A 14,220-nucleotide genomic window follows, 5' to 3' on the forward strand; every position below is an offset into this window, starting at 1 on the left:
AGCTGTCGATGGCTCACGCGCGGGTGTGGAACGACTACCTCGTCGAGAGGTACCTCCCCTACAAGGACCGGCTGCGCCCCACCGCCGCGATCCCGCTGACGGACGTCCCGGAGGCGGTCGCGGAGATCGAGCGGTGCGCGCGGATGGGCCTCGGGGCGATCCTGCTGCCGGAGATTCCGCCGCTGCCGTACTACGCGCGGGAGTACGACCCGGTGTGGGCGGCGGCGCAGGCGCACGGGCTGCCGGTGTTCATCCACGTGGCGACCGGCGGGGTGAAGGTCAAGGAGGAGGTCTCGGAGACGGCGGTGACTGTCCGGGGCCTGATGTCGGCCATGAACATGGGGAAGGGGAACCTGACCGACGACATGGTGGCGGGGCGGACCATGGGCTTCGCGGCCGGTGCCGGTGTGGCGGGTCCGCAGGGCATCATCGCCAGCCTGGTCGGTGGCGGGGTGTGTGAGCGTTTCCCGGATCTGCATTTCAACCTGATCGAGTACACGGCCGGCTGGCTGGTCTCTTTCATGGGTTACATGGACAAGGCGTGGAAGACGGGCACCGGTCAGGATCCGGACTGGTGGCTGGGCTTCTGGGACGACAGCCGTCCGGCGAACGAGCAGCCCTCGATGGGGCGGCTGTTCGCGATCAATGACAAGTGGCCCTACCCGCTCAAGCCCACCGAGTACGTCCGCCGCCAGATCCATGTGCAGTTCGCGGACGACCCCACGGCGGTCAAGGCGCGTCACATCACCGGTCTGTCGACGGTGATGTGGGGCAACGACTACCCGCACGCGGAGGGCACCTTCCGCAGCAGCGCGGAGTGCATCGCGGAGAACTTCGAGGGCGTCAACGACGCGGACCGCGCGGCCATCCTGGGCGGCACGCTCGCCGATGTCGTGCACTTCGACAAGAGCAGGAAACTCGCCCCGGTCACCGAGAGCGCCTGACCGCGAGCGAGCCGCGGACCGATCGTCGACCGGCCCTTGGGGAGGGGCCGGTCGACGTAGCCGGTTGGCGTCGCCGTACCCCACCCGGATCGTCAAGGGAGTTGGCGACCGTCTGGTTCGCTTCGCTCGGGCTGCGCCCGGCATGGCTGCACGCACGGCTCGCGGCCGGCACCGAGATCGTCGCGGGAGTGCTGCTGGGCCTCGGCCTCCTGACGGGCGCGGCGTGTACCGCGTATGTGGGCCTGATGTTCCACGGGTGCCTGGTGGTCTGCGGGTGCTCTAGCGGTGGGCGCGGGTGCCGCCTTGGGTCTCCTCGCCACGTCCTACCGGCCGTCCGCCGGCTCGGAAGAGCGCACCGGCTGAACCCTGTCTCGCCACCGTTCTGATTCGGTGCCCGCGCGAGAAATCCTCAACCTGCTTGTTCCAAAGGAGAATTCGATGCCCAAGGGATACGTCGTCGTCACGGAAGCCATCAAGGACGACGAGGGGATGGCCGCGTACAGCCGGGCCGCCGCACCCTCCATGGCGCAGGGCGGGGCCAAGCCGCTGGTCGTCGACGGGCAACCCCGGGTACTGGAAGGCGAATGGCACGGAAACCGCACGGTCATTCTCGAATTCGAGTCGGTCGAAGCGGCCCAGGCCTGGTACGACTCCGAGTCCTACGCCGCAGCACGGCCTCTGCGGCAGGCCGCGGCCGAGTCGCACGCAGTGCTGCTGAGCGGTTTCGAGATGCCACGTGACTGAGTTCGAGCTGTCCTGCGGACTTCCACCGGGACCCGACTTCGCCGAACTCGCAGAGCTGGCCGAGCAGCTCGGCTACGCGCGGGTGTGGATCTACGACTCGGCACCTCTGTGGGAAGACCCGTTCGTCCACCTGGCGCTCGCCGCCCGCCGCACCAGCCGGATCGGGCTGGCCACCGCCGTGCTGATCCCGGCGCAACGCGAAGTCATGGCGATGGCCTCGGCGATCGCCACCGTCGCGCGCCTGTCCGGCGGGCGGTTCCGTCCCTGCTTCGGCACCGGCTTCACCGCACGCCTCACGGTCGGGCAACCACCCATGAAACTCGGCGAGTTGGGTGACTACGTGCGGGCGCTGCGCCGACTCCTGGCAGGGGAGACGGCGTTGGTGGACGGCAAGCCCGTACGGATGCTCCACGCGGAGGGGCTCACGCGGTCGCGTCCGCTGGAAGTCCCCCTGTGGCTCAGCGCGTTCGGACCGCGGGGCGCCGCACTGGCGGCCGAGATCGCCGACGGCATCATCGGGCCCGTCCACCCCGACCTCCCCGCGGCGACCATGGTGTCCGGCACCGTCCTGGACCCGGGCGAGGACCCCGGCAGCGACCGTGTGCGCCGTGCGATCGGTCCGTGGCGGGTCCTGGACTGGCACAACGCCTACGCGTACGGCGGCGCCGAGGCCGTGGACGCCCTGCCGGGCGGCCGACAGTGGCGGGACACGGTCGAGGCGCTCGAACCGCCGCAGGCACGCCACCTGCTGACCTTCGAGGGCCACGTCACCCACCTGCCCGACCGCGACCGCGCACTGCTGGAGCACATCGACCACACCACCATGGTCGGCGACATCCGCCGCATCCGACAGAGCGTCGAACGCCTCGTCGACCAAGGCTTCGGCGAGGTCATCTACACACCGAGCGGCCCGGACATCGCACGTGAGCTGTCGAGCTTCGCCCTGGCCCACGTGCGTCCTCATGGCCGGGCATCCCGCCCACGTGAGCCCAGGCAGCCCTCCCGCAGCGGTATTTGAGGCGCGGAAAGGACCGTCGGCTCCGCCGCGTTGCCTCGAAGGGCTCGGACAGTCGCTCAGGTGTCGTCGGTGACGGGAGCCGCCCGCTGCCGATCGTGGGTGGCCGTCCAGGTGGCGAGCAGGCGCAGGCCGTCCTCGGAGGGGGTGCCGGGTTCAGCGCCGTAGACGAAGAGGGTCAGATCGGTGTCCGCGACGAGTGTCATCGCCTCGAAGGTGAGGCGCAGCGGGCCGATCGCGGGGTGGCGCAGGCTTTTGAGCCCGGTGGTGTGGCGGCGTACGTCGTGGCGGGCCCAGCGGACGCGGAAGTCCTCGCTGCGGGTGGACAGTTCGCCCACCAGGGCGGTCAGGTCCTGGTCGAAGGGGGTCCGGCCGGCCTGGGCGTGCAGGAGGGCCACCGCGTCGTCCGCGGCGTGGTCCCAGTCGTCCCAGAAGGTGTGGGAGCGGGGGTCGAGGAAGATGAACCGGGCGTGGTTGGGGGGCTGGGCCGCGCCGGCGTGGAGCGGTGCGAAGAGGGCGCGGCCGAGACTGTTGGCGGCCAGGACGTCAGTGCGGCCGTTGATGACGAACGCGGGGGAGTCGGTCATCGAGTCGAGGAGTCGCTGGACGTTGGGCCGCACTCCCCGCTGAGAGGCCGGGGTGTGGCGTCGACGCGGACTCGGTGCGGCCGCGCGGGCCAGGTCGTAGAGGTGGGCGCGCTCGGCGTCGTCGAGCCGCAGGGCGCGGGCGAGCGCGTCCAGGACCGCGTCGGAGACTCCGGTGAGGTTGCCCCGCTCCATGCGGGCGTAGTACTCGACGCTGACGTCGGCGAGCTGCGCGGCCTCGGCGCGGCGCAGGCCGGGGACCCGACGGATCCCGTGGCTGGGCAGTCCGGCCTGGTCGGGGGTGATCCTGGCCCGGCGGGAGGTCAGGAACTCGCGGATCTCGCTGCGGTGGTCCATGCCTTTCAGGCTAGGCAGCGGCGCGGCCTGGTGGGATGCCCTGCCTTTACACCTTTCGACGGTGACTCCCTCACGCGCCGATCCACCGGTTGCATGGTTGTCGGCCCGAGCGGCCCCCCTGTCCCTCCGCCGAACAGACAACAAAGGAAATCGTCATGCGGGGCATCACCTTCGACAACGCCGGCATCACCATGGCCGGAATCCTGCACCTCCCCGACGACTTCGCCGAGGACGGGTCGTACCCGGCGATCGTGTCCGTCCACCCCGGTGGCGGCGTCAAGGAACAGACCGCCGGCCTCTACGCCGCCGAGCTGGCCCGCGAGGGCTTCGTCGCCCTCGCCTTCGACGCCTCCCACCAGGGCGAGAGCGGCGGAGAGCCCCGCTACCTCGAAGACCCCGCCTCCCGAGTCGACGACATCCGGTCCGCCGTGGACCACCTGTCCACGCTCGGCTACGTCGACGCCGACCGCATCGGAGTGCTGGGCATCTGTGCCGGAGCGGGCTACGCCGTCGACGCCACGATGACCGATCGCCGGATCAAGGCCGTCGGCACCGTCAGCCCGATCGACATCGGCGCCGCCTACCGTCTGGGCTGGGACGGCACCGAGCCCGTCGCCACCCAGCTAGCGACCCTCGACGCGGTGGCGCGGCAGCGGACCGCCGAGGCCAAGGGTACCGACGCCGCGATCGTGCCCTACGTGCCCGAGACCGTCGACGAGACCACCGTCCCCGACATGGCCGAGGCCCACGACTACTACCGCACCCCTCGCGCCCGGCACGCCCGCTCCGACAACCGCATGCTGTTCACCAGCATCGCGAAGATCTACGCCTACGACGCCTTCCACCAGGTCGAGACCCTGCTCACCCAGCCGCTCCTCATGGTCGCCGGCAGCGAGGCGGGCTCCCTGTGGCAGGCCGAGCGGCTTCTGCCGAGGGTCAGCGGCCCCAAGGAACTGTCCGTCGTCGACGGCGCCGGACACGTCTCGCTCTACGACGTCCCCGAGTACGTCGACCAGGTGACCGCCCACCTCACGCCGTTCTTCACCAAGTACCTCTGACCCGGATCCCCCGGGCGGCCGGCCCCGAGCGAACGTCACTCCTGCAACCTTCATGATCCAGTTCCGGGGTGAGGCGATGCTGCTGTGGTGGAGATCCCTCGGATCGGTCGGGTCGACCCGGCGCCGGGACCCATCACCTCGGGTCCCGGCGCCCTGCCTCAACGTGCCGACAGCACAGGTCAGTTGATGTGGTAGCTGTCGCCGTAGACCTTCCAGGACAGCGGCGTGTTGAGGTCGAAGTTGCCGTTGCGGAGGAAGACGCGCTGCTCGGTGTCGACGCGGGTGGTGTCGCTGTGGGCCTCCTCCTGCTGCATGGCCCACACGCGGGCGTCGAGGAAGGCGTTGAGGTACGTCGTCTCGTTGCCGCCCTGGGCCGGCGGCTTGGCCGAACGCAGGGCGCGGGCGCGGATGTTGCGGAAACTGGTGGGGTCGTCGCCGTCGCCGTGCATGACGATGGCGTCGTAGTACGTGAACTGGCCCAGCACCCGGAGCCCGTCGGTCTTGCCCTGGCTGACGGCGGGGTTGAAGTACACGCGGTCGCGTTCGTCGTTCTGCGCCTGCTGGAACACCGTGTCCTGCGCCGCGGTGCGCCAGTCCTTCGGGAAGTTCGGGTCGAGGCCGGAGTGCGAGTCGGTGCCGTTGACGTTGCGCAGCGCGGGCAGGTACTTGGCGAGGACGTTGCCGGGCTTGCGGGTCGCGTAGAGCTGGACGAGGTCGAGCATGTCGCCGGTGCCGGAGCAGAAACCGATGATCCCGGCGGTGTAGCCGCGGCCGTCGCCTATGTCCTCGATGTACTTGTACTGGGCCTTCCAGTCGAGCGAGGAGTTCTCCGCGCTCGACACCAGCTTCATGGCGATCTCCTTCTTCGCCGGGTCGTCGAGGCCGATCGCCCGGACCGCCGGAGAGGCTGCCGAGGCCTGCGGAGTGCGCAGCAGAGGTACTGCCGTGAGCGATACACCGAGGAGCGCGAGGAGCGTCCGGCGCGAGGGGCTGGCCGGCTCGGGGGTCGCTGAGGCACGGAACGGGTGGACCACTGGGACTCCAAATGGTGGTGGGGGGTGGGGAGTTGGTCGTGCCGCCGAACTGATAGGAAACTTAACTATCAGAGGTTCGGCGAGGACGGCACCCACCGGGAGCCAAGTTCGTAGATATGAACGAGAGTCGTATGTCTGTGCGGGGGTGATGCTTGACGGTTTGCCCGCCCTTGTCGGGCTGGCCATGAGGCGAGGGCCGATCACCCAGGGGCGGGAAGCGTGCCCCTGGCAGGGGCAGGCTGCGAACGGCCGACGGCAGCACACTCACGTCGTAGCAATCACGCCCCGGCACTCACGAAAAGGGAATCACCATGTCTGCGCTGTACACCACCGAGGCCCTGTCGACCGGCGACGGCCGCAACGGCGAAGTCCGTTCCCTGGACGGCGTGTTGGACGAAGTCCTCGCGGTCCCGAAGGAGATGGGCGGCCCCGGCGGCGACCGGACCAACCCCGAGCAGCTCTTCGCCGCCGGTTACGCGGCCTGTTTCCACAACGGACTCCGCCTGATCGCGAGCGGCCAGGGCGTCCAACTGGGCGCCTCCACCGTCCAGTCGAAGGTCGCCCTGCTCGCGCTGGACACCGGCGGCTTCACCCTGGCCGTGTCGCTGACCGCGCACCTTCCCGGCCTGGAGCAGTCCACCGCCGACCAGTTGGTGAAGGCCACCCACGAGGTGTGCCCGTACTCCAACGCCACCCGCGGCAACATCGACGTGACCCTCACGGCCACGGTCTGACAAGGGGGGAACAAGCACCTTCGGGCCTCGCGCTTCCCGACAGTGCGAGGCCTGCGGGCATCGGGCGGGAGCTAGGATGCGGCTGCCGAAGATCGGGAGACGCCATGGCATCAGGGACAGGACGCGGCGCGGGAGCCGCACCGCGCAGTGTGGACGTGGCGCGTCTGGCGGGCGTGTCGCAGAAGACGGTGTCCCGGGTCATGAACGACGAGCCGTACGTCTCCGCCGACGTACGCCGCCGGGTCCTGGCGGCGGCCGAGGAACTCGGCTACCGCTCGAACAACGCGGCCCGCGCGCTGGCCTCCGGACGCACCCGTTCCATCGGCGTCGTGACGCTCGGTACCGCCCTGTACGGCCCCGCCTCGCTGCTCATGGGCGTCGAGCGAGCCGTACGCGACACCGGTTACGCGCTGCGTGTGGTCAACACGATGGAGGGCGAGTCGGCGGGCATCGCCGGTGCCGTCGACTCACTCCTCGACCAGGGCGTGGACGGCATCGTCATCTCCGAGCCGATCGACGAGGACGACGGCGCCGACCTGTCCGCGCGGGTCGACGTGCCGGTGCTCGTCCTCGGCGCGCCGCCGCCCTTCGTCGCGCCCCATGTGGTGACGGCCGGGATCGTGTCCAGTCGGCTGGCGCGGGCCGCTACCGAACATCTGCTGGAGCTGGGCCACACCACGGTCCACCACCTGGCGGGACCCCAGCGCTGGTACTCGGCCCGGGACCGACTCGAAGGCTGGCGGGCGGCGCTCGCCGCGCACGGTCGAGCGGAACCGCCGGTCGTACAGGGCGACTGGTCGGCGGCCTCCGGCTACGCGGCAGGTCGCGCACTGGCCGACGACCCCGGCGTCACCGCGGTGTTCGCCGCCAACGACGACATGGCGATCGGCCTGATTCGCGCCCTGACGGAGGCCGGCCGGCGGGTCCCGGAGGACATCAGCGTGGTCGGCTTCGACGACACCCCGGTCGCCGCCTACGTGACTCCACCGCTGACGACCGTACGACAGCCGTTCGACGCGATGGCACGCATCGGTCTCAAGCTCCTCGTCCACGCCATCGAGAACCCGCGGGAACCCCCGCTGCCGGTGACCGAACCACCGGTGGAACTCGTCGTCCGCGCCTCCTCGGCGCCGCCGCCTCGCTAGGTTCACCGGGCATGAAGGTCCGTCACAAGGCGCGGGTCGTGCTGCTCGACCGCGGTCAGCTGCTGTTCCTGAAGCGGGGCTGGCCGGGCGGTGACTCCTACTGCACGACCGTCGGCGGAAGCGTCGAGCCCGCCGACGCGGACCTCGAATCGGCCCTGCGCCGCGAGGTGTTGGAGGAGATCGGTGCCACGATCGGTCCCGCCACCGAGGTCCTCACCCTGACCGAACCGGGTGGGACGACCACTGTCGTACAGCATTACTTCCTCGCCGACCTGCTCGACATGGACCCGGACCGCCGGCACGGTCCCGAGCTCGACGACCCCGACACGGGCGACTTCGAACCGGTCCGGGTGGCGCTGAGCCGCTCCGCCGTGGCGGCCCTCAACCTTCAGCCGCCCGAGCTGGCCGACTACGTACTCCGGCATGTCGACGCGTGGGTCGCGGCCTGACGGTCGCCGTCGGGAGGCCGTGCTGCGATGTCACTACGGCGTCAGTACGACCTTGCCCGCGACCGTTCCCGACTCGGCGAGGCGGAGGGCGTCGGAGACTCGGGCGAGTGGCAGGCGGGCCGCGATCCGCGGTGTGACCTCGCCGCGCTCGACGGCGGCGAAGACCTGGGTGAGGTCGGTGCGCAGCTGGGCGCGGAAGCGGTTCTTGTTCATGGCGCGTCCGGCCCAGACGTTGAAGAAGTAGGCGTGGCGGCCGTTGGGCAGCGCGTTCCACATCCAGACGCGGCCGAGGATCTTGAGCACGGGCAGCTGCTTGGAGCCCTCGTCGTCGCGGGTGGCGGCGCTGCCGTAGGAGACGAGGGTGCCGCCGGGGGCGAGGAGGCGCCAGGAGCGGACGGCGCTCTCGGCGCCGACGTGGTCGAAGACCGCGTCCACCCCGCGCGGGGCGAGGTCGTGGACCCGGGCGGCGAGGTCCGGGGTGCGGTAGTCGATGGGCTCGACGCCCTGCTCGCGCAGCGTGTCGTGGTGGCGCGGTGACGCCGTGCCGATCACGTGCACGCCCATCGCGAGGGCGAGTTGGACCAGGACCGTGCCGACACCGCCGTTGGCGCCGTGCACCAGGATCGTCTGGCCCGCGCGGATGCGGGCCTTGCGGTGCAGCATCTGCCAGGCGGTGATGCCGTTGACCACCACGGTCTCGGCCTCCGCCGCGCCGACCCCGGCCGGCACCCGCACCACGTCGGCCGCGTCGACGAGCACATGGCTGGCCCAGCCGCCGACCTTCACCAGCGCGGCCACCCGGGTGCCGGCCAGGCCCGCGTCCACGCCGGTGCCGGTGCTCTGGACGGTGCCGACCAGGTCGTAGCCGGGGACGAAGGGGAACGGGGGCTGGTCGTAGTACCGGCCGCGGCGCATCTGCTGTTCGGCGAAGGAGACGCCGGTCGCCTCCATCCGGATCACGACCTGGCCGGGGCCCGCGACGGGGACGGCTCCGTGCCGGACCTCCAGGCCCTCGGGCTCGACCTTGCCCGGCAGGACGACCTCGACGAGTGCGTCGGTGGTGTTGTTCATGGTGACCTCCACTGTGAGCTGCGGCGAGCTAGGTGCTTTCGTGTTCGTTATAAGTTCTAACGCACGCTAGAAGGGGTCGTCAAGTGCGATCGTGATACCTTCTAACTGAAGCTTGAGCATGTAGTCCCGTGAGTGTGGAAGGTGGCCGGTCATGGCGGAAACAGGCACGAGGACCCCGCGTGAGCGCTACCGCGACCAGGTGCGTACGGAGATCAAGGACCACGCGCGGGAGCAGATCGCCACCGCCGGCGCCTCCGCGCTCTCCCTCAACGGCATCGCCAAGCGGATGGGCATGAGCGGGCCCGCGCTCTACCGCTACTTCGCCAGCCGGGACGACCTGATCACCGAACTCGTCCGGGACGCGTACCGCAGCCTCGCCGACACCTTCCGCACGGCCGCCGAGAGCGGCACCGACCTGCCCGGACTCGCCCACACCCTGCGCGCATGGGCCCTCGACGACCCCCAGCGGTACTTCCTCGTCTACGGCACCCCCGTCCCCGGCTACCACGCGCCCGACGACATCACCGGCATCGCGTCCGAGATCATGACGACCCTGCTGGACGCCTGCGCCGCCGTGGGCCGGGTGGACGGTCCCGCGACACCGTTCGAGACGCATCTCGCGGACCACCGCGAGTGGGCGGGCGACCACCCCGCCCCTCCCGCGGCCCTCCACCGGGCCCTGACGTTCTGGACCCGCCTGCACGGCGTCCTCTCCCTGGAACTCGCGGGCCACTTCACCGGCATGGGCTTCGACCCGGCCGAGCTCTTCGCGTCCGAACTGGCCGGGCTGATGGAGCGCGGGGGAGGCGCGACCCGCTGACCCGACCGGCTTGCTCCAGTGACCCCGACGGTGTGGCGGCGCCGTTGTGAAGATCGGGTTGGGGACACTCGCCGTCCGGCGCCGCGCGGGCGGCGGGTTCCCTGTCTGGCTGGAGAAACGTGGTGCGACTTCCCCTGCTGCGGGCCGTACTGGCGGCCTCGGTGCTCGTGGCGTCCGGAACGGCCGCCGCCGCCCCGGTCCGGGCGGACGGCAAGCCCCGGCCCCGGGCCGTCGACGATCTCGCGCGGTACGTCAACCCGTTCGTCGGCACCGCTCCCGGCGGCCCCGACTTCGGCCACGGCGGCGGCGCGGGCAACACCTTCCCGGGCGCCACGGCCCCGCTCGGCGGGATGCAGTGGAGCCCCGACACCGTGACCTACCAGCACGGCGGCTACTCCTACGGCGATAACCGCATCCGTGGCTTCAGCCTCGCGCACATCTCCGGAGCCGGCTGCGCCGCCTACGGCAACGTCCCCTTCATGCCCACGCAGGAGGCCGCACCCCCGGCCTACGCCACGTTCTCGCACGCCAACGAGCAGGCGGCGCCCGGCAGTTACCACGTCACCTTCGACAACGGCATCGGCACCGACCTGACCACCACCCAGCGCTCGGGCATCGCCCGCTTCACCTACCCGGCCACCGACACCCGCCCGGCCGCGGTGAGCATCGACGCGGCGAAGGCGTTCACCGCGGCCACCGGATCGGTCGACATCGGTACCGACACGCTGTCCGGGTACAGCGACAGCGGCGCCTTCTGCAAGTCCAAGAACCGCTACCGGCTCTACTTCCACGCCACCTTCGACCAGCCCTTCGCCCAGTCCGCCCACCCGGACGGCAAGGCGGGCTCGGCCATGGTCACCTTCGCCCCCGGCGTGCGCACCGTGACCGCCCGGGTCGGCGTCTCCTTCGTCGACGTCGAGGGCGCCCGCCGCAACGCGCTCACCGAGCAGGCGGGACGGTCGTACGACACCGTCGAGCAGGCCGTCCGCGCCGACTGGAACCAGTGGCTGAACCGCGTCACCGTCGGTGGCGGCACCGACGTCCAGCGCCGCGTCTTCTACACCGCGCTCTACCACGCCCTCCTGCACCCCAGCGTCTTCAGCGACACCGACGGCCGCTACACCGGCATGGACGGGCTCGTCCACCGCACCCGCACCGGGCACGTCCAGTACGCGAACTTCTCCGGCTGGGACGTCTACCGCTGCCAGGTCCAGCTGCTGGCGCTGCTCGCCCCGCGAGAGGCCTCCGACATCGCGCAGTCCGTCCTCAACCAGGGCCTGCAAGCCGGGTACTTCGACCGCTGGACCCTCGCGAACGGCGGCAGCGGAGTCATGGTCGGCGACCCGCTGCCCGCCATCGCGTCCGCGATCCACGCCTTCGGCGGCACCGACTTCGACGCCGACGTCCTGCTGCGCACGGCCCTCGCGGACCGCCAGGACGACCGTCAGCGCCCCGGCCACACGCAGTACGACACCCTCGGCTACGTCCCCGCCGGCACCAAGGGGGTGTGGGGCTCGGTCTCCACCACCCTCGAATACGCCGTCGCCGACTACGCCCTGGCCCAACTCGCCCACCGACTGGGCGACTTGACCACCTACAACACCTTGCTGCGCGCCTCCGGGAACTGGCGCAACCTCTTCAACCCCGCCACCGGGTACATCCAGCCCCGGGCCGCCGACGGCACCTGGCCGGCCTTCACCCCGGCCCAGAAGACGGAGTACGTGGAGGGCAACGCGGCCCAGTACACCTGGATGGTGCCGCAGGACCTGCCGGGACTGTTCACGGCCATGGGCGGCGACTCCGCCGTCACCACCCGCCTCGACACCTTCTTCAGCAGCCTCAACGCGGGCGCCTCGGAGCCCTACGCCTACCTCGGCAACGAGCCCTCCTTCGGGACCCCTTGGGCGTACACCCACGTCGGCCACACGGACCGCGCCGGGGCCGTCGTCCACCGCGCGCTGTCCACGCTGTTCAGCGACGCACCCGGCGGCCTGGTCGGCAACGACGACCTCGGCGCCATGTCGTCCTGGGCGGTGTGGGCGAGCCTGGGCCTGTACCCCGAGATCCCCGGCAGCGCCCAACTCACCCGCACCGCACCGCTGTTCACCACCGCCACCGTCCACCGGGGCGACGGCACCACGCTCGCCGTCGGTGCCGCGTCGCCCAAGCGCTCACTCCGGTAACGGATTTCGGACCGGCCGCGCCCCGGGTCCTGGCGCGGCCGTGACCTCGGTCGGCGCCAGCGCGCCGTGCGGTCCGTCGCACTCCACCACCACCCGTACCGGCGCGCCGCACGCGGTGTGCCGGACGTCGAGGACCGGGCCCTCGGGGTCGGCGGCATATGCCTCGCCCCACTGCCGCAGCGCCATGAGGATCGGCCACAGATCGCGGCCCTTGCCCGTCAGCCGGTACTCGTTGCGCGTCCGGCTCCCCGCCTCCTGGTAGGGCACGGTCGTCAGGATCCCGGCCGCGACCAGCTTGCGGAGCCGGTCGGACAGCACCGCGTCCGAGAGCCCGATATGGCGCCTGAAGTCGTCAAAACGGCGGACCCTGATGAAGGCGTCCCGCAGGATCAGCAGGGTCCACTTCTCGCCGACGAGATCGAGCGTGCTCTGGACCGGACAGTTCTCCGTGCTCACATCGAGCCATTCCATGCCGCCACCCTAGCCACCTGGCTCTGTCATTGACAGTCAGCTGCGACGGGATCTAGCTTCTATTGAAGAAGCCAGCAGAGGAGGCAGTACCGCATGGGACGTTCACGGACGTACGAGTGGGAGGATCCGGGGGTCTCGGCAGCCGCCGTAGGACGGACCACGGGTCTGGAGTTCCTGCGTGAACTGCAAGGCGGACGGCTGCCCGCACCGCCCATCGGCGCCACCCTCAACTTCACCCTCGACGAGGTGGAACACGGTCGCGCGGTGTTCTCCCTGATACCGGGGGAGGAGCACTACAACCCCATCGGCAGCGTGCACGGCGGAGTCTTCGCCACCCTGCTCGACTCCGCTGCCGGTTGCGCGGTGCAGTCGACGCTCCCTGAGGGCATGGGCTACACCTCGCTCGACCTGACCGTGAAGTTCCTGCGACCGGTCACCGCCGACACCGGCCGCATCCGCGCCGTCGGCACCGTCCTCAACGGCGGACGGCGCACCGCGCTCGCCCAGGCCCAGCTGTTCGACGAGAAGGACCGGCTGCTCGCCCACGCCACCAGCAGCTGCCTGCTGTTTCCCGTGCCCTGACCGTGGCCTGACCGTCCGCTGACCGGAAACAGTCGTAGGGGAGGAGTCCGCCTGTCCCCCGCGCAGGCGGATCCGTACCGTCAACTCCCTTGATCCTTACGGTCTCGGGCCTTGCAGGCACGCTCTGAAGTTTGCCGCAAGCCGTTGCCGTGGTGGTATGGGGAGAAGTACGTACGTGCATGTGACACAGCGGGATCGTGAGGGCCTATGACGGTCGGGGTGACCGGGGCGTACGAGCGCATGCTGACCGTGGCGGTCGCGGCGCTGCACGAACGGGATCCCGCACGGCTGTGGCCGATGGTCGCCGCGGCACTGCCCGGCCTGTGCGGGGGCGAGGCGCTGATCTACAAGCTCGGCGAGTGGACGGACCGGACCGGCGCGATGGGGCTCTCGCCCGCCGCCGCGGCACACCTCGGGCGGATCGACGACGAGGCGATGGCGGTACTGCGCCGGGGCTACCCCTTCGCGGACCACTACGTCACGGCCGGTGCCGCCCGCCGCCCCGGAACCGCCCACCGGATGGCCGGCAAGGGCTGGGCCGACAGCCGCACCGCGGGCACGATCAGCCGCCTGATGGACGCGAACCACGTCCTCGCCGTCCCGCTGCCGGGCACGGCCACCCCGGTCACCGGCGCCCTCGTCTACCGGGCCGGTGCCGATTTCACCGAGGACCACGTCCGGGCCGCCGAGATGATCCAGCCCCTGCTGGCCGGCGTGGAACAGCAGCGGCAACTCCTCGAACGCTGGCGCGCCACCCAGGCCCCGCCCGAAATCCCCGAGGACTGCCGCCTCACACCCCGCCAGGTCACCGTCCTGCTGCTCCTCGCCGACGCCCTCACCGCCTCGGCCATCGCCCACCGCCTGGGCATCTCCGTGCGCACGGTGCACAAGCACGTGGAGAGCCTGTACCGGAAACTGGGCACACGCGACCGGGTGAGTACGGTGCTACGGGCGCAGGAGATCGGCCTGCTCCCACCCCGCACGGGACGCTGACCACCCGAGCCGCCGCACCGACAGGAGCACACCTTC

General features: G+C 70.8%; 16 protein-coding genes. 12 read left to right on the forward strand and 4 right to left on the reverse strand.

Going from position 1 to position 14,220, the window contains the following annotated elements; genetic code table 11:
• The 4 genes from ACWIHT_RS34615 to ACWIHT_RS34630 all read left to right on the forward strand — a co-directional run.
• Positions 1–944: amidohydrolase family protein (locus ACWIHT_RS34615; RefSeq protein ID WP_456172266.1), on the forward strand; the 944-nt coding region annotated here is incomplete at its 5' end.
• A gap of 101 nt (positions 945–1,045) precedes the next feature.
• Complete coding sequence (locus ACWIHT_RS34620) at positions 1,046–1,330, forward strand: DoxX family membrane protein (protein WP_456172267.1); 285 nt, start codon at positions 1,046–1,048, stop codon at positions 1,328–1,330.
• A 52-nt stretch (positions 1,331–1,382) separates the two neighbouring features.
• The gene (locus ACWIHT_RS34625; RefSeq protein WP_456172268.1) at positions 1,383–1,688 is read left to right on the forward strand and encodes a DUF1330 domain-containing protein; all 306 of its coding nucleotides are present in this window, start codon (positions 1,383–1,385) and stop codon (positions 1,686–1,688) included.
• Entirely contained in the window at positions 1,681–2,706 is a 1,026-nt protein-coding gene (locus ACWIHT_RS34630; RefSeq protein WP_456172269.1) for an LLM class flavin-dependent oxidoreductase, read from the forward strand. The genes ACWIHT_RS34625 and ACWIHT_RS34630 overlap by 8 nt, the downstream gene beginning before the upstream one ends.
• A gap of 56 nt (positions 2,707–2,762) precedes the next feature.
• Here ACWIHT_RS34630 and ACWIHT_RS34635 read toward each other — a convergent pair whose 3' ends face one another.
• Positions 2,763–3,644 (reverse strand): helix-turn-helix transcriptional regulator, encoded by an 882-nt coding sequence (locus ACWIHT_RS34635; protein ID WP_456172270.1) that lies wholly within the window; start codon positions 3,642–3,644, stop codon positions 2,763–2,765.
• A 155-nt stretch (positions 3,645–3,799) separates the two neighbouring features.
• Here ACWIHT_RS34635 and ACWIHT_RS34640 point away from each other — a divergent pair, with 155 nt between their 5' ends.
• Entirely contained in the window at positions 3,800–4,702 is a 903-nt protein-coding gene (locus ACWIHT_RS34640; RefSeq protein ID WP_456172271.1) for an alpha/beta hydrolase, read from the forward strand.
• A 179-nt stretch (positions 4,703–4,881) separates the two neighbouring features.
• Here the strand turns inward: ACWIHT_RS34640 and ACWIHT_RS34645 are convergent, their stop codons facing one another.
• Positions 4,882–5,736, reverse strand: coding sequence for a chitosanase (locus ACWIHT_RS34645; RefSeq protein ID WP_456172272.1), 855 nt, complete (start codon positions 5,734–5,736; stop codon positions 4,882–4,884).
• Between the two features lie 311 nt (positions 5,737–6,047).
• Between ACWIHT_RS34645 and ACWIHT_RS34650 the strand changes: the two genes are divergently transcribed.
• The 3 genes from ACWIHT_RS34650 to ACWIHT_RS34660 all read left to right on the forward strand — a co-directional run bounded on the left by ACWIHT_RS34650 (position 6,048) and on the right by ACWIHT_RS34660 (position 8,064).
• Entirely contained in the window at positions 6,048–6,470 is a 423-nt protein-coding gene (locus ACWIHT_RS34650; protein WP_456172273.1) for an organic hydroperoxide resistance protein, read from the forward strand.
• Positions 6,471–6,574: 104 nt separating this feature from the next.
• Positions 6,575–7,615, forward strand: a complete 1,041-nt coding sequence (locus ACWIHT_RS34655; RefSeq protein ID WP_456172274.1) for a LacI family DNA-binding transcriptional regulator — start codon at positions 6,575–6,577, stop codon at positions 7,613–7,615.
• 11 nt (positions 7,616–7,626) lie between these two features.
• On the forward strand, positions 7,627–8,064 hold the full coding sequence (locus tag ACWIHT_RS34660; protein WP_456172275.1) for an NUDIX domain-containing protein: 438 nt from the start codon (positions 7,627–7,629) through the stop codon (positions 8,062–8,064).
• 33 nt (positions 8,065–8,097) lie between these two features.
• On the opposite strand, the gene ACWIHT_RS34665 is transcribed toward ACWIHT_RS34660, so the two are convergent.
• The gene (locus ACWIHT_RS34665; RefSeq protein WP_456172276.1) at positions 8,098–9,135 is read right to left on the reverse strand and encodes a medium chain dehydrogenase/reductase family protein; all 1,038 of its coding nucleotides are present in this window, start codon (positions 9,133–9,135) and stop codon (positions 8,098–8,100) included.
• A gap of 151 nt (positions 9,136–9,286) precedes the next feature.
• Here ACWIHT_RS34665 and ACWIHT_RS34670 point away from each other — a divergent pair, with 151 nt between their 5' ends.
• On the forward strand, positions 9,287–9,955 hold the full coding sequence (locus ACWIHT_RS34670; RefSeq protein WP_456172277.1) for a TetR/AcrR family transcriptional regulator: 669 nt from the start codon (positions 9,287–9,289) through the stop codon (positions 9,953–9,955).
• 119 nt (positions 9,956–10,074) lie between these two features.
• Positions 10,075–12,138 (forward strand): GH92 family glycosyl hydrolase, encoded by a 2,064-nt coding sequence (locus tag ACWIHT_RS34675; RefSeq protein WP_456172278.1) that lies wholly within the window; start codon positions 10,075–10,077, stop codon positions 12,136–12,138.
• Here the strand turns inward: ACWIHT_RS34675 and ACWIHT_RS34680 are convergent.
• Positions 12,127–12,609: a winged helix-turn-helix transcriptional regulator gene (locus ACWIHT_RS34680; protein ID WP_456172279.1), complete on the reverse strand. Its 483-nt coding sequence runs from the start codon at positions 12,607–12,609 to the stop codon at positions 12,127–12,129. The two genes, ACWIHT_RS34675 and ACWIHT_RS34680, sit on opposite strands and share 12 nt — an antisense overlap.
• A gap of 93 nt (positions 12,610–12,702) precedes the next feature.
• Here ACWIHT_RS34680 and ACWIHT_RS34685 point away from each other — a divergent pair, with 93 nt between their 5' ends.
• Positions 12,703–13,191 (forward strand): PaaI family thioesterase, encoded by a 489-nt coding sequence (locus tag ACWIHT_RS34685; protein ID WP_456172280.1) that lies wholly within the window; start codon positions 12,703–12,705, stop codon positions 13,189–13,191.
• A gap of 207 nt (positions 13,192–13,398) precedes the next feature.
• Positions 13,399–14,184: a response regulator transcription factor gene (locus ACWIHT_RS34690; RefSeq protein ID WP_456172281.1), complete on the forward strand. Its 786-nt coding sequence runs from the start codon at positions 13,399–13,401 to the stop codon at positions 14,182–14,184.
• The last annotated feature ends 36 nt before the right edge of the window (positions 14,185–14,220 follow it).

Source organism: Streptomyces sp. NPDC002276 (assembly GCF_053891435.1).